We start from the raw sequence: 26,106 nt of genomic DNA, 5'->3' as shown, positions 1-26,106 counted from the left end.
CCACGGTTAAAGGTTCATGCCAGCGAGATTGGCCACACCGAAGCGCCCATGCGGGAGCCTTCCGGCCAAAGCACAACAGCTCCCACAGGGGAGCTGTTGCGCATCGCGTCAAATGCGCCGCTTGCGCTCAAGGGTCGGCACGCTGGACTGCGGCACCACCACGTGCTCCACCTGCCCCACCGCTGCCGCCATGGCGGCCAGCGTCGGTTGGGCGAGCAGCACACGCAAGTCAGCGTCCAGCCCTTGCTTGCGCATCTGCTCAACCAGGCTGACCGCCAGCAACGAATGCCCACCCAGCTCGAAGAAGTGGTCATGACGCCCCACCCGTTCAACCTTGAGCAGCGTTTGCCACAGCTGCGCCAATGCCACTTCCACCGGTCCCTCGGGCGCCTCGTAGGCACGGCTGAGCACCGCGTCCTGGTCCGGCGCCGGCAAGGCCTTACGGTCGACCTTGCCGTTGCCGGTCAGCGGCAGGCTGTCCAGGCGTACATAGGCGGCCGGCACCATGTACTCCGGCAACTGCCCCTGCAGGCGGGCGCGCAGAGCCTCGATATCCAGGCTTTCGCGTTCGGTAAAATAGGCCACCAGACGCTTGTGCCCTGGCTCGTCCTGGCGGGCCAGCACCACGGCCTCCTTGACGCCGGGGCAGCCGGCCAAGCGGGTTTCGATCTCGCCCAGCTCGATACGGAAGCCACGGATCTTCACCTGCTGGTCGTTGCGCCCCTGATACTGCAACGTACCGTCGGCGCGCCAGGCCACCAGGTCGCCGGTGCGGTACATCAGGCCGCCGTCGCTGAACGGGTCGGCGAGGAATTTCTCCGCCGTCAATTCAGCCCGGTTGAGGTACCCCAGCGCCACACCCTGGCCACCGACATACAGCTCGCCGGTCACCCCGACCGGCACCGGTTGCCGATGCGCATCCAGCACATAAGCGCGGCTGTTGCCGACCGGTTTGCCAATCGGAATGCTGCCCTCGTCCGCCCGGGTGATCTCATGGGTGGTCGAGAAGGTCGTGGCCTCTGTCGGGCCATACCCGTTCAGCAGATGCCTAGGGGCACCGCCCTTGAGTACCCGGGCAATCACGCTCGGGTCCAGCACATCGCCGCCGACGATCAGGTAGCGCAGGCGGGCAAAGGCCGGCAGCAAACCCTCGGCGTACTGATGGAACAACCCGGCGGTCATCCACAGCACGCTGACGGCCTGCTGCTGCAACAGAGCGGCAAACGGCTGTTGCGCCAACAGCGTGTCCTGGTCGATCACCACCACCGCGCCGCCATTGAGCAACGGCGCCCAGACTTCCAGGGTGCTGGCGTCAAATGCCGGGTTGGACGCGAACGCCACGCGGTCGTGCTGATTGAAATCGGCATAACCGTTATTGATCACCAGTCGTGTGATGGCGCGATGCGGCACCCGCACACCCTTGGGCGTACCGGTAGAGCCGGAGGTGTACATGATGTACGCTGCCGCCTCGCTGCTGACCACTGCCGCCGGATTGTCATCAGACCAGTGGCCCAAGTGCGTCTGGTCCAGATCGAGCCGCTGCACCTGCAACGCCTTGCCCAGCCCGGCGTGGCTTAACAGTAACGTCGCCTGGCTGTCGCTGAGCATGAAGGCCTGGCGTTCGACGGGGGCATTGACGTCCAGCGGCACATACACCAGCGCGCATTTGCTCAGGGCCAGTTGGCTCACGAGCAGGTCAATCGAACGCTCCAGCAGCACCGCCACGCTTGAACCCGCCGGCATCCCCAGGCTGGCCAGGTGATGGGCCAGACGGTTGGCACGGGCGTTCAATTGGGCATAGCTCACCTGTTGCTCGCCATGCACCGCCGCCACGGCCTGCGGCTGCGCCTGTGCCCACGACTCGAACACCTGGTGCACCGGCAGGCTCGCCGGATAGTCACGTACGGTGGCATTGAACCCGTGCAGCACTTGCCTGCGCTCCTCCGCGGGCAGGATCGACGGGTGCTGGAAAGCGGCATGGGGGGCCTGCTCCAGGGCATCGAGCAGATCGCCCAGCACCGTGGTCATGTACCCCAGCACGCGCTGGGCACCGACCGACTGCGGCGCCAGGGCATTGACCTTGAAGTCCTCGCCCACGTCGTCCACCGAAAGAATCAACGGATAGCTGTCGACCCCTTCACCGCCGATCATTTCGATCCCTTCCCAGGCCGCCCGGCTGGCGTCGCTGGCGCTGGCCGAACCGTGACGGTAATTGAGCAAGGCACTGAACAACGGCGCCGGCGCGGCAACCCCACTGCAGCGTTGAGCCAGGGTCAACGACGCATGCTCATGGGCGAGCAACTGGCTCAAGGCGGCATGGGTACGCTTGACGGCCACCGACACACTGTCATCGGTCAGGCGCACACGCAGCGGCAACGTATTGATGAACATGCCCAGGGAGCGGTCGGCGCCCTCGCCGGCCTGCAAGCGACCGAGCAACACCGTGCCGAACACCACGTCGTCGCGCGCCGACAGCGCGCCGACCACCTGCGCCCATGCCCAGTGATACAGGCTGGCCGCACTGACGCCCAGTTGTCGCGCCTGCCGGCGCAGACGCTGGCTGAACGCCGCGCCCAGCCAGTGTTCGGCTTCTTCGCTGGGGTCCCGCGCGCTGTCGATGCGTTGCACGCCAAACGGCAGCGTCGGCTCGTCGACGTCGCCGAGCATTTGGGCAAAGAACGCCTCATGGGCCGCGCGATCCTTGCCCTGCATGGCCTGGGCGACATAGTTGCGGTACGGCACCGAAGCCCCGAGTTGCGCCTCACAACCACTCATGTGCGCTTCGATTTCCGCCACCAGCACGCCCATGGACGTGGCGTCGTTGACCAGGTGGTGGAAGCTGAGCATGCCGATCCAGCGCTGATGCTGCGGATCATGGGCGAAGCCCAGATGCATCATCGGTGCCTGGCGGATGTCCATGCGGTGACGCCCCGGGCTGAAGTGTTCGCGCAGTTGCGCCAGCACCTCGCCCGCTTGCGGGATGAACGCCTCAACCGTCAGTGGCGCCTCGCGCCAGACCACTTGCACCGGTGCTTCCAGTCGCTCCCAGAACAGGCTGGTACGCAGGATGTCATGGCGCGCGATCACCCGTTGCAGGGCCTGGGCGAACCCTTCCAGGCGCTGGCGGCTGTCGAACGCGAACAGCGCATGTTGCTGGTACGGGTCGCCCTGTTCGGCGCTGATATGGTGGTACAGCAAGCCCTCCTGCAGCGGTGCCAGGGCATAGATGTCCTGCACGTTGGCCACGCCGCCCGGGACACTGGCGACAATCCGCTCGATACTCGCCTGATCCAGTGTGGCCAGGGGCAGCAGGTCCGGGGTGATGTGCGTGCAACCCGGCTCGATGCGATTGCGCGGCACCGCTACTTCGTGACCGGCGCCCACGGAAGCGGCGAGCGCCGCCAGGGTTGGCTGGCTGAACAACACGCGGACATCGGCCTGCAACCCGGCCTGGCGCATCCGTTCCACCAGGCCCACCGCCAGCAATGAATGCCCGCCCAGTTCGAAGAAGTTGTCGTGACGCCCCACCTGCTCCAGCTTGAGCACTTCGGCCCAGATCTGCGCCAGGGTGGTTTCCACTGCCCCTTCAGGTGCTTCATAGCCACGGCTGGTCAGCGCATCCAGCCCCGGTTCCGGCAGCGCCCGGCGGTCGAGCTTGCCGTTGGCGGTGAGCGGCATATGGTCGAGCCGCACATAGGCGCTCGGCACCATGTACTCGGGCAATTGCGCCTGCAACCAACTGCGCAAGTCCTCGATCGACACGGCTTGCGTCTCGGTGAAGTAAGCGACCAGGCGCGCCTCCCGCGCCAGCACCACGGCTTCGCGAACCTGGGCATGCTCGCCCAGGCGGGTTTCGATTTCCCCCAGTTCGATGCGCACACCGCGGATCTTCACCTGGTCATCGTTGCGCCCCAGGTAATCCAGCGTGCCGTCCGGCAACCAGCGCGCCAGGTCGCCGGTGCGGTACATGCGCGCCTGCGGGTCGTGGCTGAACGGGTCCTTGAGGAAGCGTTCGGCGGTCATTTGCGCACGGTTCAGGTAACCGCGCGCCACCCCGGCCCCGGCCACGTACAGCTCGCCGGCAACACCGACGGGCACCGGCTGTTGCTGCGCGTCCAGCAGATACACCTGGGTGTTGGCCACCGGCCTGCCGATATGCAGCGCCTGGCCGGCCTCGACCACGCCGGAGGTGGCAACCACCGTGGCTTCGGTCGGGCCATAGTTGTTGACCAGTTTGCAGCGCTGTGGCGTGTGGAACTGACGCAGGCGGTCGCCACCGACCAACAGGGTCTTGAGGGTCGGGTGTTGCAGGTTCTGGCTGAAGGCGTACTCCGCCACCGGCGTGGGCAGGAAGCTCACATCCAGCGGCTGCGCCAGCCACCACTTGAGCAGCGCATCGATGTCTTCGCCGCCCTCCCGGGCCGGTGGCAGGTGCAGGGTGGCGCCCACGCACAGGGCTGGCCAGACTTCCCAGGCCATGGCGTCAAAACCGAACCCGGCAACGCTGGAGGTGTGGCTCCCGTGCCGCAGCTCAAACGCGTCGCAGTGCCAGTTCACCAGGTTTTCCAGGGTCTGGTGCTCAACCATCACGCCCTTGGGCAGCCCGGTCGATCCGGAGGTGTAGATCACGTACGCCAGGTGCGCCGGGGTGAGCCCTTTGATCTGCGGGTTACCCTTCGACGGCCCTTGCCACAGGCGACTGTCCAGCTCCAGCACTGGCGCGGTCACGTTCGGCAGGCGCGGCGCCAGGACGGGCTGGATCAGCACGGCCACGGGTGTGCTGTCCTCCAGCAGGTAACTCAAGCGTTCGGCCGGGTGCGCCGGGTCGATCGGTACATAGCACGCGCCCGCCTTGAGAATCGCCACCAGCCCGACCAGCATTTCCAGGCTGCGCCGCGCGCAGATGGCCACGCGATCGTCGGGCCGCACGCCCAGTTCGAGCAACTGGTGCGCCAGCTGATTGGCCTGCCGGTTCAACTCGCTGTACGTCAGGCTTTGGCCCTGGTACACCACGGCCAGCGCGTGGGGGTACAGCTCGACCTGGGTTTCAAAACGCTGGTGAAGGGTGTGCCCGACGGGGAAGTCGATCCGCGTGGCGTTGAATCCGTTCAACAATTGCTGGCGTTCATGAGCCGGCAGGATCGACAGGTGATGCATCGGCGTGTCCGCTGCGTGCTCGAGCGCCTGTACCAGGCCCTCGACCACCCCCACGACATAGTCGCAGATGCGCTGCGCGCCCACCGAGGCCACCACCAGCGCGCTGAGGCTGAACTCCTGGCCCTGATCGTTGACGCTCAAGGTCAGCGGGTAGTTGCTGTGTTCCTGCGCCTGCAACAGCTGCATGCCTTGCCAGGCCTCGGCTTCGGCAGCGGACACCGGCGCGCCATGGCTGTGCCGATAGTTGAGCAAGGCACTGAACAGCGCCGTGGATTGCGCGACGCTGCTGCAACGTTGCGCCAGGGCCAGCGAGGCATGCTCGTGGGCCAGCAGGCCGTTGAGCCGCGCATGGGTGGCCTTGAGCGCAGCTTGCACGCCGACACCTCCCAGGTCGACACGCAACGGCAGGGTATTGATAAACATCCCCAGCGCCCGCTCCGCCCCGTCGCCGCCTTGCATGCGGCCCATCAGCACCGTGCCGAACACCACGCGTTCGGTACTCGACACCACACCCAGCACCTGAGCCCACGCCAGGTGGAACAGGCTGGCGGGGCTGACGCCCAGTTGCCGCGTCTGCACCCGCAGGCGCCGACTCAGCTCGGCGTCCAGCGGCACATAGGCTTCCTCCACCGGCTCGTCATCGGCCATCCCTTGCAGACCAAAGGCCAGGGTGGGCTCCTCGATGTCCGCCAGCTGTTCGCGGAAGAACCGCTCGTGCGCCTGCTCGCCCTGCCCCAGGCGGGTTTGCGCCACATAGTTGCGGTACGGTACCGGGGCCTGCAGCTGTGCCGTCTCGCCCATGAGGAAGGCTTGCATTTCCTGCTGCACCACCTCCATGGCCACGTGATCGAGGATCATGTGATGGAACAACAGCGTGGCGACCACGCGGCCATCGCTGGCCTCTTCGGCATACAGCAGCTGCATCATCGGCGCCTGGGTCAGGTCCAGGCGTGGCTGGCGGATATCCGGCGACGCACGCTGCACCGACAGCCGCGCAGTGCGCCACACCACCTGCATCGGTTGTTGCAGGCCCTCCCAAACCACGGCGGTGCGCAGGATGTCATGGCGTTCGATCACCTGTTGCAGCGCTGCGCTGAACGCGTGCAAGCGCTCGACGTGCTCGAAGGCGTAGCGCAATTGCATGACGTAAGGGTCGCCGTGCACCGCGCTGAGGTGGTGATAGAGGATGCCTTCCTGCAACGGTGCCAACGGGTAGATGTCCTGCACGTTGGCCGCGCCACCGCTGACCGTCGCGACGATGCGCTCGATGCTCGCCTGGTCAAGGGTGGCCAGCGGCAACATCGACGGCGTAATGCGGGTGCAGTCGGCCGGGATCAGGTTGGCCGGTACCGCCTGCTCTTCGCTCGCCCCCACCGATGCGGCCAGCGCCGCCAGGGTCGGCTGATTGAACAAGGTGCGCACGTCCGCCTTCAAGCCGGCTTCACGCATGCGGCCCATCAAGTTGACCATCAACAGCGAATGGCCGCCCAGTTCAAAGAAGTGGTCGTGACGCCCGACTTGCTCCACCTCGAGCAGTTCGCACCAGAGCCGCGCCAGGGTGATTTCCGTCTCGCCCACCGGAGCCTCGTACTCGCGCACCAGCACCGACGTGCTGTCCGGGTCCGGTAGCGCCTGGCGATCGACCTTGCCGTTGGGGCTCAGGGGGAGCGCGTCCAGCAGCACATACGCCTGGGGCACCATGTAGCTCGGCAATTGCGCTTGCACCTGCGCTCGCAAGGCCTGGATGTCCAGGCTCGATGGCGCGCGGCAATAAGCGATCAGGCGCTCATTGCGCACCAGCACCACGGCCTCCTGCACCTCGGCATGGGCGACCAGGCAGGATTCGATTTCACCCAGTTCGATGCGCAAGCCGCGCAGCTTGACCTGGTCGTCGTTACGGCCCAGGTATTCGATGTTGCCGTCCGCCAGGTAACGCACCAGGTCGCCGGTTTTGTACAAGCGTCCGCCCGGGTTGAACGGGTCGGCCAGGAAGCGTTCGGCGGTCAGGTCATCGCGCCCCAGGTAGCCGCGAGCCACCCCGGCACCACCGATGTACAGCTCACCGGCGACACCCAGCGGCAGCAGCTGCAGGTGCGCGTCGAGCACATAGGCGCGGGCGTTGGCGATGGGTTTGCCGATCGGCACGACATCGAGTGGGCCTGGGTCGTTGAAGGTCCAGGAGGTGCTGTCGATGGTCGCTTCCGTCGGCCCGTACAGATTGACGATGCCGTGGCTGGTCAGCGCACGGGCCTGCATGGCCAATTGCGGGTCAAGGGCTTCACCGCCGCTGAACAGGTAGCGGCAGCGCACCCCCGTCTCGGGCAATTGCACCAGCAGGCGCAACAGGCTCGGCACGAACTGGGCAATAGTCACGCCCTGCTCCACCAGGGTACGTGCCATGTGCTCGACATCCCGCGAAGCCTCGGCCGGCAGCAACACCAGGCGCGCACCGATGGCCAACGGCGTCCAGATTTCCCAGACCGACGCGTCGAACGCCACCGAGGTCCGCTGCAGGAAGCGGTCTGTGGTATTAAAACCAAAGGCCTGGGTTTGCCAGCCGATGTGGTTGACCAGCGAGCCGTGTTCCACCATCACGCCTTTAGGGCGGCCGGTGGAGCCTGAGGTGAAGATCACATAGGCCAGGTCGTGGGCTGTGGCCAGGGCGGGCGGGTTGTCGAGCGGCTGCTCGGCCAAAGCGGCCTCCGCCAGGTCAACCAGCGGCATTGCCGTATCGCCCAGCACGCCACGGCTGGCGTCCTGCACCAGCACTGCCAGCGGCTGGCTGTCTTGCAGGGCGAATGCCAGGCGTTGCGCCGGGTATTCGGGGTCCAGCGGCACATAGGCAGCGCCGGACTTGAGGATGCCCAGCAAGCCAACAATCAGCTCCAGGCTGCGTGGCATGCAGATCGCCACGCAGCGATCGGCGCCCGCGCCGAGGCTGCGCAAATAATGGGCGACGCGGTTGGCCCGTTCGTTCAGGTCGCGGTAGCTCAACTGTTGGTCGTCCAGCACCACCGCAATCGCCGCCGGGTCCCGAGCGGCCTGGGCTTCGATCATCTGCACCACGGTGGTAGCGCGTGGGTAATCGGCGTCGGTGGCGTTGAACCCGAGCAGGGTCTCGCGCTCGGCGGTGGGCAATACCGACAGTTGCGCCAGGGCCGTGCGAGGGGCCATTTCCAGTGCATTGGCCAGGTTATCCAGGCTGATCAGCAGGTAGTCCAGCAGGCGCTGCGCACCGATTACCCGCGGTGCGCGCGCGGTCAGGCGGAACTCACTGCCCAGGTCATCGACTTCCAGCACCAGCGGGTAGCTGACGATGCTGTCGCTTTCCAGCCCGACGATACCTTCCCAGGCCTGTTGGCTGTGTTCATCAGCGGCTGTGATATGGCGGTAATTGAGCAGGCTGTTGAACAGCGGCGTTGGCGCGGCCACCGCGCTGCAGCGTTGCGCCAGGCTTAACGGTGCGTGCTCGTGGGCCAGCAATGCCGACAACCCGGCGTGGGTGTGCTTGAGTGTTGCCTTGACCTGCAGGCCGGCCATTTTCACGCGCAGCGGCAAGGTGTTGATAAACATGCCCAAGGCCCGGTCGGCGCCCTCACCGGCTTGCAGACGGCCCAGCAGCACGGTACCGAACACCACGTCATCCTGGCCCGACATGGCGCCCAGGATTTGTGCCCATGCCAGGTGATACAGGCTCGCCGCACTCACCCCGGCCAAACGTGCCTGGGCCCGGATCCGCAGCCCCAGCGCTGCCGGCACGCTGCCGAGCACTTGCTCGCTGCTCGCGGCGTCCATGGTGTCGAGCCAGCCGAACGCCAGGGTCGGCTGGTCAAAGTCGCCGAGCATGTCGCGGAAAAACGCTTCATGGGCGGCGCGGTCCTTGCCTTGGCGGGTTTGCGCCACGTAGTTGCGATACGGCACGCTGGCGGGCAACCGCTGCTGCTGGTCGAGCATATGCGCTTCGATTTCCGCCATCAGCACACCCAGCGAAGCGGCGTCATTGACCAGGTGATGGAACACCAGCATGCCGATCCAGCGTTGCTGGCGGGGGTCATGGGCGACCCCAAGGTGCATCATCGGCGCGCGGCGCAGGTCCAGCGGGAAACGGCTCGGGTCGAGTTGTTCACGCACTTGCGCCGCCACGTCGCCGTCTTCATCCACAGACAATGACGTGAGCCCCAGCGGGGCCTCGCGCCACACCACCTGCACCGGCGTTTCCAGGCCATCCCAGACCAGCGCGGTACGCAGGATATCGTGACGGGCAATCACCGCCTGCAGGGCTTGGGCAAACCCATCCAGGCGCTCGCGGCTGTCAAACGCAAACAGCGCGTGCTGCTGATACGGATCGCCGTGGCTGGCGGTGACGTGGTGATACAGCAGGCCTTCCTGCAAGGGTGCCAGCGCGTAGATATCCTGCACGTTGGCCACGCCGCCCGGGACACCGGCGACCACCCGATCAATGCCAGGCTGGTCCAGGTCGGCCAAGGGCAGCATGTCAGGGGTAATGTGCTCACAGCCCAGGCTGATGCGATTGGCCGGGGCCGCGCTCATGCGTCCGTTATCGACGGCCGCCGCCAACGCGGCAAGGGTCGGCTGGCTGAACAACACCCGCACATCGGCGCTGAGCTCGACCTGACGCATGCGTTCGATCAGGCTCACCGCCAGCAACGAGTGGCCGCCCAGTTCGAAGAAGTTGTCGTGGCGCCCCACTTGCTCGACCTTCAATACATCAGCCCAAATCTGTGCCAGCAGGGTTTCGATTTCCCCCTGGGGTGCCTCGTAGCCGCGGCTGAGCAGCGCGTCCTGATCCGGCGCCGGCAAGGCCTTGCGGTCGACCTTGCCGTTGTTGGTCAGCGGCAGGCTATCCAAACGTACGTAGGCGGCCGGGACCATGTAGTCCGGCAACTGATCATGCAGATAGTCGCGCAGCGCTTCGATGTCCACTCGGCTGCGTTCAGTGAAGTAGGCCACCAAACGCTTGTGCCCCGGTTCATCCTGACGCGCCAATACCACCACGTCCTTGACCTGCGGGTGTTCGCCCAGGCGCGTTTCGATCTCGCCCAGTTCGATACGGAAGCCGCGAATCTTCACCTGCTGGTCGTTACGCCCCAGGTACTGCAAGGTACCGTCGCCACGCCAGGCCACCAGGTCGCCGGTGCGGTACATCAAACCGCCGTCGTTGAACGGGTCGACCAGGAACGCGTGGGCCGTCAGGTCGGCACGGTTCAGATAACCCAGGGCCACGCCCTGCCCGCCGATGTACAACTCGCCGGCGACCCCCACCGGCACCGGTTGCTGACGGGCATCGAGCACGTAGGCGCGGCTATTGCCGACCGGTTTGCCGATGGGGATGCTGCCCTCGTCCGCACGTAGAATTTCATGGGTGGTGGAGAAGGTGGTGGCTTCGGTGGGGCCGTAGCCGTTCAACAGGTGCTGCGGTGCGCCGTCCTTGAGTACGCGGGCGATCACGCTTGGGTCCAGCACATCACCGCCAACAATCAGGTAGCGCAGTTGCGGGAAGACTGGCAGCAAACCTTCGGCGTACTGATGGAACAGGCCGGCGGTCATCCACAACACGCTGATCGACTGCTCTTGCAGCAAGGTCGCAAAGGCCTCGCGGGACAACAGCGTGTCCTGATCGACCACCACCACTGCGCCGCCGTTGAGCAACGGTGCCCACACGTCCAGAGTGCTGGCATCGAACGCCGGGTTGGAAGCGAACGCCACGCGGTCCTGCGGATTGAACTCGGCATAACCGTTGTTGATCACCAGCCGTGTGATCGCTCGGTGCGGCACCAGCACGCCCTTCGGCGTGCCGGTGGAACCGGAGGTGTACATGATGTAGGCCGCGGTTTCCGCTGACTGTTCCAGGCTCGGGTTGTGCTCGGGTTCCGCGCTCAGGTCGAGGCTGTCCAGGTCCAGACGGTGGCCAGTGATCTCGATCGCGCGGGTGGTCAGCACCCAGCGGGCGCCGCTGTCTTCGATCATGAAGGCTTGGCGATCCGTCGGGGCATTCACGTCCAACGGCACATACACTGCCGCGCACTTGCTGATCGCCAACTGGGCCACCAGCAAATCCAGGGAACGCTCCAGCAGGATCGCCACCCGCTCACCCGGCGCGGCGCCGAGGCCCAGCAAGTGGTGGGCCAGGCGGTTGGCCCGCGCGTTAAGTTGCGTGTAGCTCAGTGAAACCGCGCCCTGCACCGCTGCCACGGCGTGCGGCGTTGCCGCTGCCTGCTGCTGGAACACGTCGTGCACAGTCTGCCCGTCGGGATAGGCACGCGCCGTGGCGTTGAACGCCTGCAGCACTTGCCGCGCTTCTTCCACCGGCAACACCGTGACCTGCTCCAACGGCAGCTGCGGCGTCTGCTCCAGTGCCTGCACCAAGTGCGTGACGGCGGTCAGCAGGTAGTCACAAATGCGCCGTGCCTCAATCGGCGAGACCACCAGCGCGCTGAGATTGAACTGCTCGCCCAGGTCATCGACGCTCAGGGTGATGGGGTAGTTGGTGCGTTCTTCGGCGTGCAGCAGGTACATGCCGTGCCACGCCTGGTCCATCTCCACCGCGTCTTCGACCCCGGCACTGTGGCGATAGTTGAGCAAGGCACTGAACAACGGCGTGGTCGCCGCGACTCCGCTGCAACGCTGGGCCAGGGCCAGTGAAGCATGTTCATGCCCCAGCAATGCCGTGAGCCGCGCATGGGTGGACTTGACCGCCGCCCGCACACTGGCCTGCGCCACATCCACGCGCAGCGGCAAGGTATTGATGAACATCCCCAGCGCCCGGTCCGCGCCCTCGCCGCCTTGCATGCGCCCCAGCAGCACGGTGCCGAACACCACGTTCTGACGACCCGACAAGGTGCCCAGTACACGGGCCCAGGCCAGGTGGAACAAACTGGCGGCACTCACCCCGGCCTGGCGCGCCTGCTCACGCAGCCGCAGGCTGAGATCGAGGTCCAGCAAGTGCGTGGCCTCGCCCACACCGTGACCTTCGCCCTGCACATCCTGCAGGCCGAACGGCAGGGTCGGCTCGTCGATATCGCCGAGCATCTCGCGGAAAAACGCCTCGTGCTCCGCTTCGCTGCTGCCCAGCCGGGCCTGCGCCACATAATTGCGATAAGGCACGGCATGCCCTAGCGCCTGGCCATTACCCAGCAGGATCTTGCGCATTTCCTGCTGCACGGTATCGAGCGCGGTGTGGTCCATGACCAGGTGATGGAACATCAGCACCGCGACGATGCGCCGGTTGCCCAGGTCCTGGGCGTAGACCATGCGCATCAAGGGCGCCTGAGTCAGGTCGAGGCGATAGTGACGGGCGTCGAAACGCTCGCGCAGTTGCGCCAGCACGTCACCTGCCGCCGGGTCGCAGACGACCTCCTGCACCACCAGTCGGGCCTTGCGCCAGACCACTTGCATCGGGCTTTCCAGACCTTCCCAGACCAGGCCGGTACGCAGAATGTCATGCCGGTCGATGACCGCTTGCAGCACATCGGCGAACACCTGGAAACGCTCAAGGTTGTCGAAGCCGTAGCTGGATTGCAGCAGGTAAGGGTCACCTTCGTCGGTACGGATATGGTGGTAAAGCACCCCTTCCTGCAACGGCGCCAAGGGATAAATATCCTGCACATTGGCCACGCCGCCCGGTACCGAGGCGACAATGCGGTCGATGCCGGCCTGGCTCAGTTGGGCCAGCGGTAACAGTGCCGGGGTGATGCGCTCGCAGTCGGGGGTAATCAGGTTGGCCGGCACGGCCACCTCGCGTCCGCTGCCAACCGCAGCCGCCAGCGCGGCGAGTGTCGGCTGGCTGAACAAGACCCGTACATCGGCGCTGAGCTCGACCTGGCGCATGCGTTCGATCAGGCTCACCGCCAGCAACGAGTGGCCGCCCAGTTCGAAGAAGTTGTCGTGGCGCCCCACTTGCTCGACCTTGAGCACGTCGGCCCAGATCTGTGCCAGCAGGGTTTCGATCTGGCCCTGGGGCGCTTCGTAGCCACGGCTGAGCAGCGCGTCCTGATCCGGCACCGGCAAGGCCTTGCGGTCGACTTTGCCGTTGTTGGTCAGCGGCAGGCTGTCCAGACGCACATAGGCGGCCGGAACCATGTAGTCCGGCAGCTGGGCATGCAGATAGTCGCGCAGGGTTTCGATGTTGATGTTTTCGCGTTCGGTGAAATAAGCCACCAGACGCTTGTGCCCCGGCTCATCCTCACGCGCCAGTACCGCCACGTCCTTGACCTGCGGGTGTTCACCCAGGCGCGCTTCGATCTCGCCCAGTTCGATACGGAAACCACGGATCTTCACCTGCTGGTCGTTACGGCCCAGGTACTGCAAGGTGCCGTCAGCACGCCAGGCCACCAGGTCGCCGGTGCGGTACATCAAACCGCCGTCGTTGAACGGGTCGACCAGGAACGCGTGGGCCGTCAGGTCGGCACGGTTCAGATAACCCAGGGCCACGCCCTGCCCGCCGATGTACAACTCGCCGGCGACCCCCACCGGCACCGGTTGCTGACGGGCATCGAGCACGTAGGCGCGGCTATTGCCGACCGGCTTGCCAATCGGAATGCTGCCCTCGTCCGCCCGCTGAATCTCATAGGTGGTCGAGAAGGTGGTGGCTTCGGTGGGGCCATAGCCGTTCAACAGGTGCTGCGGCGCGCCGTCCTTGAGTACGCGGGCGATCACGCTTGGGTCCAGCACATCACCGCCAACAATCAGGTAGCGCAGTTGCGGGAAGACTGGCAGCAAACCTTCGGCGTACTGATGGAACAGGCCGGCGGTCATCCACAACACGCTGATCGACTGCTCTTGCAGCAAGGTCGCAAAGGCCTCGCGGGACAACAGCGTGTCCTGATCGACCACCACCACTGCGCCGCCGTTGAGCAACGGTGCCCACACGTCCAGAGTGCTGGCATCGAACGCCGGGTTGGAAGCGAACGCCACGCGGTCCTGCGGATTGAACTCGGCATAACCGTTGTTGATCACCAGCCGTGTGATCGCTCGGTGCGGCACCAGCACGCCCTTCGGCGTGCCGGTGGAACCGGAGGTGTACATGATGTAGGCCGCGGTTTCCGCTGACTGTTCCAGGCTCGGGTTGTGCTCGGGTTCCGCGCTCAGGTCGAGGCTGTCCAGGTCCAGACGGTGGCCAGTGATCTCGATCGCGCGGGTGGTCAGCACCCAGCGGGCGCCGCTGTCTTCGATCATGAAGGCTTGGCGATCCGTCGGGGCATTCACGTCCAACGGCACATACACTGCCGCGCACTTGCTGATCGCCAACTGGGCCACCAGCAAATCCAGGGAACGCTCCAGCAGGATCGCCACCCGCTCACCCGGCGCGGCGCCGAGGCCCAGCAGGTGGTGGGCCAGGCGGTTGGCGCGGCTGTTCAGTTCGCCATAGGTCAGTCGCTGCCCATCCTGTACGGCAGCCAGTGCCTGGGGCTGCGTAGCCACGAGCGCTTCGAAAACCCCGTGCACCGTCAGCGTTGAAGGGTACGCCCGTGTGGTGGCGTTAAAGGTCTGCAGCACCTGTTGGCGTTCGGCCGCCGGCAGTATCGCCAGGGCCTGCAGCGCCGTGGTCGATGACTGCTCCAGCGCCTGCACCAACTGCTCCAGCGCCTGGTGTACAAAGCCGCACACCCGTTGCGCGCCGACCTGAGCCAGCGTCAATACGGTCAAGCTGAAACCGTCACCCCACTCGTCCACGTTCAAGGTCAGCGGGTAGTTGGTGCGCTCCTCACCGCCGAGCCCTTCCATACCCTGCCAGGCTTGCTGGACTTGCTCGGAGGCTTCGGCCACGGTGCTGTGCCGGTAGTTCAGCAATGCACTGAACAACGGCAAGGGCGCGGTCACCTGGCTGCAGCGTTGCGCCAGGGCCAGCGACGCGTGTTCATGCCCCAGCAACGCGCTGAGGCGCACATGGGCCTGGCGCACGCCGGCACGGGCATCGCGCTGGTCGATATCAAGGCGCAGCGGCAAGGTATTGATAAACATGCCCAAGGCCCGTTCGGCGCCTTCACCGCCGAGCATGCGGCCCATCAGCACGGTGCCGAACACCACGCTCTGCTGGCCGGTCGCGGTCGCGAGCACCTGTGCCCAGGCCAGGTGAAACAGGCTGGCGGCACTGACGCCAAGCTGACGCAACTGGCCACGCAGGCGCCGATCGAGTTCGGCATCGACCACCAGGTGGGCTTCTTCGATCTGTTGGGCATCGCCTTGTACATCGTGCAGGCCGAAAGGCAAGGTCGGGGTGTCGATATCCCCGAGCCACTCGCGAAAGAACGCCTCATGTTCCTGCTCGCTGACCCCCAGGCGCGCCTGGGCCACGTAATGGCGATAAGGCACCGGTTCGGCCAGTTGCACAGCCGGGTCCACCAGGTAGGCCTGCATTTCCTGGCTGACCACTTCCAGCGCGGTATGGTCCAGGGCGATGTGGTGGAACAGCAGAATCGCCGCCACACGCTGCCGGGCCGGGTCCTGGGCATACACCAGTTGCATGAGCGGCGCGCGGGCCAGGTCGAGGCGATGTTGGCGGGCGCCGAACCGTTGCTCAAGCTGGGCCATCACATCATCGCCGGTCTCTTCCAGCGACACCTCTTGCACAGCCAACTCAGCCTTGCGCCACACCACTTGTACCGGGGCCGGCAGGCCTTCGAGCACAATCGCGGTACGCAGGATGTCGTGTCGATCGATCACGCGCTGCAGCGCCTGGGTAAATGCCTGCAAACGCTGCATGTCGGCAAAGCTGAAGCGCGCCTGCAGCAGGTACGGATCACCCTGCTCGGCGCTGAGGTGATGGTACAGAATGCCTTCCTGCAGCGGCGCCAGCGGGTAGATGTCCTGCACGTTGGAGGCGCCACCCGGCACGCTGTCGACAATCCGGTCAAGGCTGGCCTGGTCGAGGCTGACCAGTGTCAGCAGGTCCGGGGTAATGCGCGTGCACCCGGGTTGAATGCGGTTGGGCTCGACCGTCACTTCACGGCTGTGGCCAACGGCAGCGGCCAATGCCGCCAGGGTCGGCTGGTTGAACAGCACGCGCACGTCGGCCTGCAAGCCCGCCTGGCGCATGCGGCTGATCAGGCCGACCGCGAGCAACGAATGCCCGCCCAGTTCGAAGAAATGGTCATGGCGACCCACGCGCTCGACCTTGAGCACTTCGGCCCAAATCTGCGCGAGCGCGACTTCCACCTCACCCACCGGCGCCACGTAGTCACGGCTCGGTTGTGCGCTTTGATCCGGTTCCGGCAGCGCCTTGCGGTCCAGCTTGCCGTTGGCCGTCAGCGGCAGGTTGTCCAGGTGCATGTAGGCCGCCGGGACCAGCGCGTCCGGCAATTGGGCTTGCAGGTAGCGGCGCAGCTGCTCGATATCCAGCGCCTCACGCGCGGTGAAGTAGGCGATCAGGCGTCCGTCGCGGGCAATCACCACGGCTTCGCGCACATCGGGATGTGCGCCCAGGCAGCTCTCGATTTCGCCGAGTTCGATGCGCACACCGCGGATTTTCACCTGGTCGTCGTTGCGGCCCAGGTACTCAAGGCGGCCGTCAGCCAACCAGCGCACCAGGTCGCCGGTGCGGTACATGCGTGCCTGCGGGTCGGCGCTGAAGGGGTCTTGCAGAAAGCGTTCGGCGGTCATTTGCGCACGGTTCAAGTAACCGCGGGCCACCCCGGCACCGCCCACATAGAGTTCACCGGCGACGCCCAGCGGCACCGGCTTGAGTTGTGCGTCGAGCACGTACACCTGGGCATTGGCCACCGGTTTGCCGATGTGCAGGGGCTGCCCGGCTTCGATCACGCCGGAGGTCGCGACAATCGTCGCTTCGGTCGGGCCGTAGTTGTTGACCAGGGTGAAGCGCTGCGCCTGGGTGAACTGGCGCAGGCGGTCGCCGCCGATCAGCAGGGTCTTGAGGGTCGGGTGTTGCAGGTTCTGGCTGAAGGCGTATTCAGCCACCGGCGTGGGCAGGAAACTGACGTCCAGCGGTTGGGCCTGCCACCAGGTGAGCAGCGCATCGATGTCTTCGTTGCCCTGCGCTGCCGGTGGCAGGTGCAAGGTGGCGCCCACGCACAGCGCCGGCCAGACTTCCCAGGCCATGGCGTCAAAGCCGAACCCGGCGACGCTGGAGGTGTGGCTGCCGGCGTTGAGGTTGAAGGCCTCGCAATGCCAGTTCACCAGGTTGTCGAGGGTCTGGTGCTCGACCATCACGCCCTTGGGCAAACCCGTGGAACCGGAGGTGTAGATCACATACGCCAGGTGTGCCGGGGTCAGGCCGGCAATCCGTGGATTGGCGCGCGCGGGGCCGGCCAGCAACAGACGGTCAAGTTCGAGTACCGGTACGCTCATCGCCGGCAAGCGCTCGGTCAGCCCCGGTTGCACCAGCGCCACCACCGGAGCGCTGTCTTCGAGCAAGTAGCCGATGCGGTCCGGTGGATGGGCCGGGTCGACGGGTACGTAGGCCGCGCCGGCCTTGAGGATGGCGACCAGGCCCACCAGGGTTTCCAGGCTGCGCCGCGCACAGATGGCCACGCGATCGTCCGGCTGCACGCCCAGTTCGATCAGGCGATAAGCCAGGTGGTTGGCTTGCCGGTTCAGTTCGGCATAGGTCAGCGTCTGGCCCTCGTACACCACTGCGAGCGCCTCGGGGCTGCGCTCTACCTGCTGTTCGATACGCTGGTGGATGGTCAACCCGCGTGGGTAGTCGGCATGGGTCTGGTTGAAACCTGCCAGCACCTGGTGGCGCTCGGCATCCGGCAACACCGGCAGCTGGTTGACGGGAGCCTGCGGGTTTTGCTCCAGCGCCTGGATCAGATGGTCCAGGGCGGTATGCATGTAGTCGCAGAAGCGTTGCGCGCCCAGCACCGGCAAGGCCTGAACGGTAAAGGAAAAACCGTCGCTGTACTCATCGACGCTCAGGGTCAGCGGGTAGTTGGTGCGTTCTTCGGTATGGAAGAATTCGATGCCGCGCCAGGCCTTTTCGGCCTCGTCACTGGCGTGGGCCAGCGTGCTGTGACGATAGTTGAGCAAGGCACTGAACAAGGGTTGCGGTGCGGCGACGCCACTGCAGCGTTGCGCCAGCACCAACGGTGCATGCTCATGACCGAGCAATGCGCTCAGCCGGGCATGGGTGGCCTTGAGCGCCGCCTGGGCGCCTTGTTCAGCGATATCCACCCGCAGTGGCAAGGTATTGATGAGCATGCCCAGCGCGTGCTCGGCGCCCTCGCCTGCCTCCATCCGCCCCAGGAACACCGTGCCGAACACCACGCGCTGCTTGCCGGTGACGGCCGCCAGCACTTGCGCCCAGGCCAGGTGGCACAGGCTCGCGGTACTCACGCCCTGCTGGCGGGCCTGGGCACGCAAGCGCAGGCCCAACGTCGGCGCGACGGCCAACACGGCCTCCTCCAGGGCATTGCCATCGCCCTGCACATCCGCCAGGCCGAACGGCAGTGTCGGCTCGTCCACCTCGCCGAGCATGTCGCGAAAGAACGCTTCGTGCTGTTGTTCAGTCACGCCCAGGCGCGCCTGCGCCACGTAATTGCGGTACGGCACCGGCTTGCCCAGTTGCGCGGCGTGGCCCAGCAGGTATTGCTGGATTTCATGCTGCACCACGGCCAGCGCGGCATGGTCGGAGATGATGTGATGCAACATCAGCAAGGCCAGCCAGCGCCCATTGTGTGGGTCATGGGCATAGGCGATGCGGATCAGCGGCGCCTGGCTGAGGTCGAGGCGAAAGTGCCGGGTGTCGAAACGCTGCTCCAGTTGCTGGCGAATATCCCCATCAGCCGGGTCCAGCACGAGCTCTTCGAGCGGCAAACGTGCCTGGCGCAGCACGACTTGGTGGGGCTCGTCGAGCCCGTCCCAGATGACGGCGGTGCGAAAGCTGTCATGCCGGTCAATCACGCCTTGCAGGGCCTGGTTGAAATCGTCCAGGCACTGGCGGTTATCCATGCCGATGACGCATTGCAGCATATAGGGATCGCCCTGCTGCGCCGACAGGTGGTGGAACAGGATCCCCGATTGCAGCGGCGCCAGCGGGTAGATGTCCTGGATATTGGCGGCGCCGCCGGGCAGGTGCGCGACGATACGGTCGATGGCCGCCTGGTCGAGTGTGGTCAGCGTCAGCATGTCCGGCGTGATCCGCGAGCAACCGGCGACGATGCGGTTGGCCGGAATGTCCACCTGCCCGGCGCGCTGTGCCCTGTACTGCCCGGCATTGATCAAGGCGATCAGCGCCGCCTTATGCTCACGCAGTGAAGCGAGCACACTCGGCTCCTTCAATGCCTGCTTGTTGCCCTGTACGACGAGCTGGTCACCCTTGACGGAGAGCTGAACGTCTTTTTCTTTTAATGTCGCCAACAGTTCGAGAACACTCACAGGACCATCTCCATTCTTTCGGTAATTTCGGCGTACTCCCAGAGCGTGGGTTGCTCGAACAGCGCCTTGACGTTCGCATCGATGCCATCCTGGCGTAACCGCCCGATCAGGCTGACAGCCAGCAGTGAGTGGCCGCCCAATTCAAAGAAGTTGTCGTGACGCCCGACTTGCTCCACCTCGAGCAATTCGCACCAGAGCCGCGCCAGGGCGATTTCCGTCTCGCCCACCGGGGCCTCGTACTCGCGCACCCGTACCAACGTGCTGTCCGGGTCCGGCAGCGCCTGGCGATCCACCTTGCCGTTGGGGCTCAGGGGGAGCGCGTCCAGCAGCACATACGCCTGGGGCACCATGTAGCTCGGCAATTGCGCTTGCACCTGCGCTCGCAAGGCCTGGATGTCCAGGCTCGATGGCGCGCGGCAATAAGCGATCAGGCGCTCATTGCGCACCAGCACCACGGCCTCCTGCACCTCGGCATGGGCGACCAGGCAGGATTCGATTTCACCCAGTTCGATGCGCAAGCCGCGCAGCTTGACCTGGTCGTCGTTACGGCCCAGGTATTCGATGTTGCCGTCCGCCAGGTAACGCACCAGGTCGCCGGTTTTGTACAAGCGTCCGCCCGGGTTGAACGGGTCGGCCAGGAAGCGTTCGGCGGTCAGGTCATCGCGCCCCAGGTAGCCGCGAGCCACCCCGGCACCACCGATGTACAGCTCACCGGCGACACCCAGCGGCAGCAGCTGCAGGTGCGCGTCGAGCACATAGGCGCGGGCGTTGGCGATGGGTTTGCCGATCGGCACGACATCGAGTGGGCCTGGGTCGTTGAAGGTCCAGGAGGTGCTGTCGATGGTCGCTTCCGTCGGCCCGTACAGATTGACGATGCCGTGGCTGGTCAGCGCACGGGCCTGCATGGCCAATTGCGGGTCAAGGGCTTCACCGCCGCTGAACAGGTAGCGGCAGCGCACCCCCGTCTCGGGCAATTGCACCAGCAGGCGCAACAGGCTCGGCACGAACTGGGCAATAGTCACGCCCTGCTCCACCAGGGTACGTGCCATGTGCTCGACATCCCGCGAAGCCTCGGCCGGCAGCAACACCAGGCGCGCACCGATGGCCAACGGCGTCCAGATTTCCCAGACCGACGCGTCGAACGCCACCGAGGTCCGCTGCAGGAAGCGGTCTGTGGTATTAAAACCAAAGGCCTGGGTTTGCCAGCCGATGTGGTTGACCAGCGAGCCGTGTTCCACCATCACGCCTTTAGGGCGGCCGGTGGAGCCTGAGGTGAAGATCACATAGGCCAGGTCGTGGGCTGTGGCCAGGGCGGGCGGGTTGTCGAGCGGCTGCTCGGCCAAAGCGGCCTCCGCCAGGTCAACCAGCGGCATTGCCGTATCGCCCAGCACGCCACGGCTGGCGTCCTGCACCAGCACTGCCAGCGGCTGGCTGTCTTGCAGGGCGAATGCCAGGCGTTGCGCCGGGTATTCGGGGTCCAGCGGCACATAGGCAGCGCCGGACTTGAGGATGCCCAGCAAGCCAACAATCAGCTCCAGGCTGCGTGGCATGCAGATCGCCACGCAGCGATCGGCGCCCGCGCCGAGGCTGCGCAAATAATGGGCGACGCGGTTGGCCCGTTCGTTCAGGTCGCGGTAGCTCAACTGTTGGTCGTCCAGCACCACCGCAATCGCCGCCGGGTCCCGAGCGGCCTGGGCTTCGATCATCTGCACCACGGTGGTAGCGCGTGGGTAATCGGCGTCGGTGGCGTTGAACCCGAGCAGGGTCTCGCGTTCGGCGGCGGGCAATACCGACAGTTGCGGCAAGGTCGTGCCCGGCGCCGTTTCCAACGCATCCACCAGGCTGCACAACGCCGCCTGCATGTAAGCCACGACCCGCTCCGGGTCCGCGCCACACACCTGCGCCGTCAGCCGAAAGCCATCACCCCTGTCGTCCACGCTCAAGGCCAACGGATAGTTGGTGCGCTCTTCCCCGGCCAGGGTTTCGATCCCCACCCAGGCGTCACGGGTTTCGTGCATGACGCCATCGCTGGCGCTGTGGCGGTAGTTGAGCATCGCACTGAACAACGGTGAAGGCGCCACTACGCCGCTGCAACGCTGGGCCAGGGCCAGCGAGGCGTGCTCGTGCCCCAGCAGCGCCGACAAGCGGGCGTGAGTGGAGCGCACCCCGGCACGCACGTCCTGGTGATCGAGGCTCACCCGCAACGGCAAGGTGTTGATGAACATGCCCAACGCACGGTCGGCGCCGTGGCCACCCTGCATGCGCCCCATCAGCACGGTGCCGAATACCACATCCGGTTTGCCCGATGCCGCACTCAAGACCCGTGCATAAGCCAGGTGGAACAGGCTGGCGACGCTGACGCCCAGCGTCCGTGCGGCGGCGCGCAGGCGCAGGTTCAGGGCGGCGGGCAGGTCTTGCCCGGTTTCCCTGACGGCATGGCCGTCGCCTTGTACGTCCCGCAGGCCGAACGGCAGGGTCGGCTCATCGATATCGCCGAGCATCTCGCGGAAGAACGCCTCATGCTCCTGCTCATCCATGCCCAGGCGCACCTGGGCCACATAGTTGCGATACGGCATGGCCGGTGCTGGTGCGGCGGTCGAGCCGGCCAGGCTGGCGGCGATTTCGCGGCTGACCACCTCCAGCGCCGTGTGATCCAGCGCCATGTGGTGGAACAACAGCACCGCCACCGTGCGCCCGTTGTGCTCATCCCGGGCGTAGGCCAGGCGCAGCAACGGCGCCTGGCTGACATCAACGCGGTAATGGCGGGCATCGAAACGCGCATGCAGTTGGCTCAGCACGTCACCCTCGGCCGGGTCGAGGATCACCTCTTGCAGCGGCAACCGGGCCTGGCGCCACACCACTTGCGCCGGAGTGCCGAGGTCTTCCCAGGCAATCGCGGTGCGCAGAATGTCGTGCCGGTCGATCACGCCCTGCAAGGCCTGGGCAAAACGCTGCAGACGTTCGACGCTGTCAAATGCCATTTGCGATTGCAGCAGGTATGGGTCGCCCTGCCCGGCGGTGATGTGGTGGTAGAGAATGCCCTCCTGCAACGGCGCCAGCGCGTAGATATCCTGCACGTTGGCCACGCCGCCCGGCACCGTGGCGACGATGCGGTCGATGCTCGGCTGATCAAGGTCGATCAACGGCAACAACTGCGGGGTGATGCGGGTGCAATCCGGGGTAATCAGGTTGGCCGGCACGGCCACCTCGCGTCCGCTGCCAACCGCAGCCGCCAGCGCGGCGAGTGTCGGCTGGCTGAACAAGACCCGTACATCGGCGCTGAGCTCGACCTGGCGCATGCGTTCGATCAGGCTCACCGCCAGCAACGAGTGGCCGCCCAGTTCGAAGAAGTTGTCGTGGCGCCCCACTTGCTCGACCTTGAGCACGTCGGCCCAGATCTGTGCCAGCAGGGTTTCGATCTGGCCCTGGGGCGCTTCGTAGCCACGGCTGAGCAGCGCGTCCTGATCCGGCACCGGCAAGGCCTTGCGGTCGACTTTGCCGTTGTTGGTCAGCGGCAGGCTGTCCAGGCGCACGTAGGCGGCCGGAACCATGTAGTCCGGCAACTGGTCATGCAGATAGTCGCGCAGCGCTTCGATGTCCACTCGGCTGCGTTCAGTGAAGTAGGCCACCAAACGCTTGTGCCCCGGTTCATCCTGACGCGCCAATACCACCACGTCCTTGACCTGCGGGTGTTCGCCCAGGCGCGTTTCGATCTCGCCCAGTTCGATACGGAAGCCGCGAATCTTCACCTGCTGGTCGTTACGCCCCAGGTACTGCAAGGTACCGTCGCCACGCCAGGCCACCAGGTCGCCGGTGCGGTACATCAAACCGCCGTCGTTGAACGGGTCGACCAGGAACGCGTGGGCCGTCAGGTCGGCACGGTTCAGATAACCCAGGGCCACGCCCTGCCCGCCGATGTACAACTCGCCGGCGACCCCCACCGGCACCGGTTGCTGACGGGCATCGAGCACGTAGGCGCGGCTATTGCCGACCGGTTTGCCGATGGGGATGCTGCCCTCGTCCGCACGTAGAATTTCATGGGTGGTGGAGAAGGTGGTGGCTTCGGTGGGGCCGTAGCCGTTCAACAGGTGCTGCGGTGCGCCGTCCTTGAGTACGCGGGCGATCACGCTTGGGTCCAGCACATCACCGCCAACAATCAGGTAGCGCAGTTGCGGGAAGACTGGCAGCAAACCTTCGGCGTACTGATGGAACAGGCCGGCGGTCATCCACAACACGCTGATCGACTGCTCTTGCAGCAAGGTCGCAAAGGCCTCGCGGGACAACAGCGTGTCCTGATCGACCACCACCACTGCGCCGCCGTTGAGCAACGGTGCCCACACGTCCAGAGTGCTGGCATCGAACGCCGGGTTGGAAGCGAACGCCACGCGGTCCTGCGGATTGAACTCGGCATAACCGTTGTTGATCACCAGCCGTGTGATCGCTCGGTGCGGCACCAGCACGCCCTTCGGCGTGCCGGTGGAACCGGAGGTGTACATGATGTAGGCCGCGGTTTCCGCTGACTGTTCCAGGCTCGGGTTGTGCTCGGGTTCCGCGCTCAGGTCGAGGCTGTCCAGGTCCAGACGGTGGCCAGTGATCTCGATCGCGCGGGTGGTCAGCACCCAGCGGGCGCCGCTGTCTTCGATCATGAAGGCTTGGCGATCCGTCGGGGCATTCACGTCCAACGGCACATACACTGCCGCGCACTTGCTGATCGCCAACTGGGCCACCAGCAAATCCAGGGAACGCTCCAGCAGGATCGCCACCCGCTCACCCGGCGCGGCGCCGAGGCCCAGCAAGTGGTGGGCCAGGCGGTTGGCCCGCGCGTTAAGTTGCGTGTAGCTCAGTGAAACCGCGCCCTGCACCGCCGCCACGGCGTGCGCCCGCGCAACCACTTGAGCTTCAAACACGCCATGCACGGTCTGCGTCGATGGGAAGTCCGTCGCGGTGGCATTGAATGCCAGCAACACCTGATCACGCTCTGCCGTCGGCAGGATGCTCAAACCGTCGATCGGCGCATCCGGAGCCTGCTCCAGCGTCAGCACCAGTTGCTCCAGCGCATTGTGCATGAACCGGCAAACACGCTGCGCGCCCACGGACGCCGGCGTCAGCACGTTGAGGCTGAACGCATCGCCCAACTCATCGACGTTCAAGGCCAGCGGATAGTTGGTGCGCTCCTCGCCGCCGAGCACCTCGATACCGTGCCAGCCTTCCAGGTTTTGTGTATCGGCCGGCTGGCTGTGCCGGTAGTTGAGCAGCGCACTGAACAACGGCGCGGGCGCCGCCACCCCGCTGCAACGCTGGGCCAGCGCCAGTGAGGCATGCTCATGCCCCAGCAACGCGCTCAGGCGTGAGTGAGTGGCTCGCACACTGGCGCGCGCACCTTGCCCGGCCAGGTCGATACGCAGCGGCAAGGTGTTGATGAACATGCCCAGGGCACGCTCGCTGCCCGCGCCGCCTTGCATGCGGCCCATCAGCACGGTGCCGAAGACCACCGTGTCCTGGCCCGAGACGGTCGCCAGCACGTGCGCCCACGCCAGATGGAACAGGCTTGCGGCGCTGACCCCCAGTTGCCGTGATTGCGCCCGCAGGCGCAGGGCCAATGCGGCGTCTACCGCCAGCGAGCGTTCTTCGATGCCGCCGGCGTCGCTCTGTACGTCGTGCAGGCCGAAGGGCAAGGTCGGTGCGTCGATATCGGCCAGTTGTTCGCGGAAGAACGCTTCATGGGCCTGCTCGCTGACGCCCAGGCGCGCCTGCGCCACATAGTTGCGATAGGGCACCGGCTCGCCGAGGGTTTGCTGGCTGCCCGACAGGCTGGCCTGCACCTCGTGGCGCACCACGTCCATGGCCGTGTGGTCCAGGGCCAGGTGATGGAACAGCAAGATCGCCGCGATCCGCTGGTTCGCCGGGTCTTGGGCGTAAACCAGTTGCATCAGGGGCGCCTGGCTCACATCCAGGCGCGTGCGCCGGGCATCAAAGCGCTCGTGCAACTGGCTCAGCACATCCCCGTCGGCCCCATTCAGGGCAATGGCCCGCACCGCCAGCCGGGCGCTGCGCCAGACCACTTGCATCGGCGTGTCCAGGCCCTCCCAGACGATGCTGGTACGCAGGATGTCGTGACGGTCCACCACCGCCTGCAACGCTTGGGCAAACGCGTCCAGACGGCCTTTATCGGCAAAGCTGAAACGCGCCTGCAACAGGTAAGGGTCGCCTTGCCCGGCACTCAGGTGGTGATACAGGATGCCTTCCTGCAACGGCGCCAGCGCGTAGATATCCTGCACATTGGCCACGCCGCCCGGCACGGTGGCGACAATCCGGTCGATGCTCGCCTGGTCAAGGTTCGCCAACGGTAAGTGGGCGGGGGTGATCCGGGTGCAGTCGGCACTGATCAGGTTGGCCGGTATCTCTACTTCATCGGCGTTGCCCAGCTCCCTCGCCAGGCCCGCCAGGGTCGGTTGGCTGAACAGGCTGCGCACGTCGGCTTGCAACCCGGCCTGGCGCATGCGCCCGATCAGGTTGACGGCCAGCAAGGAGTGCCCGCCCAGCTCGAAGAAGTTGTCATGGCGACCGACGCGCTCGACCTTGAGCACCTCGGCCCAC

The 26,106-nt window shown here is 65.7% G+C and carries 2 protein-coding genes (1 of these 2 cut by a window edge); both read right to left on the bottom strand.

Annotation, left to right across the window (positions count from 1 at the left end; translation table 11 throughout):
- Positions 1-108 precede the first annotated feature (108 nt).
- Positions 109-19,509 carry a non-ribosomal peptide synthetase gene (locus H7A76_RS18780; RefSeq protein WP_185699868.1) on the bottom strand — a complete coding sequence of 6,467 codons (19,401 nt, stop codon included), beginning with the start codon at positions 19,507-19,509 and terminating at the stop codon, positions 109-111.
- On the bottom strand, positions 19,506-26,106 hold the 3' portion of the coding sequence (locus tag H7A76_RS18775) for a non-ribosomal peptide synthetase (protein WP_185699867.1). Its footprint extends 12,641 nt past the window's final position; only the last 6,601 of its 19,242 coding nucleotides appear in the window; the start codon falls outside the window, past its right edge — the gene reads right to left on this strand; its stop codon occupies positions 19,506-19,508. Before H7A76_RS18775 ends, H7A76_RS18780 begins: the two co-directional genes overlap by 4 nt.

It is taken from the genome of Pseudomonas sp. MSSRFD41 (genome assembly GCF_014230245.1).
Taxonomy (GTDB): domain Bacteria; phylum Pseudomonadota; class Gammaproteobacteria; order Pseudomonadales; family Pseudomonadaceae; genus Aquipseudomonas; species Aquipseudomonas piscis.
Note: the sequence above shows the minus strand (reverse complement) of the source record. Positions and strands in the feature narration are given on the sequence as shown.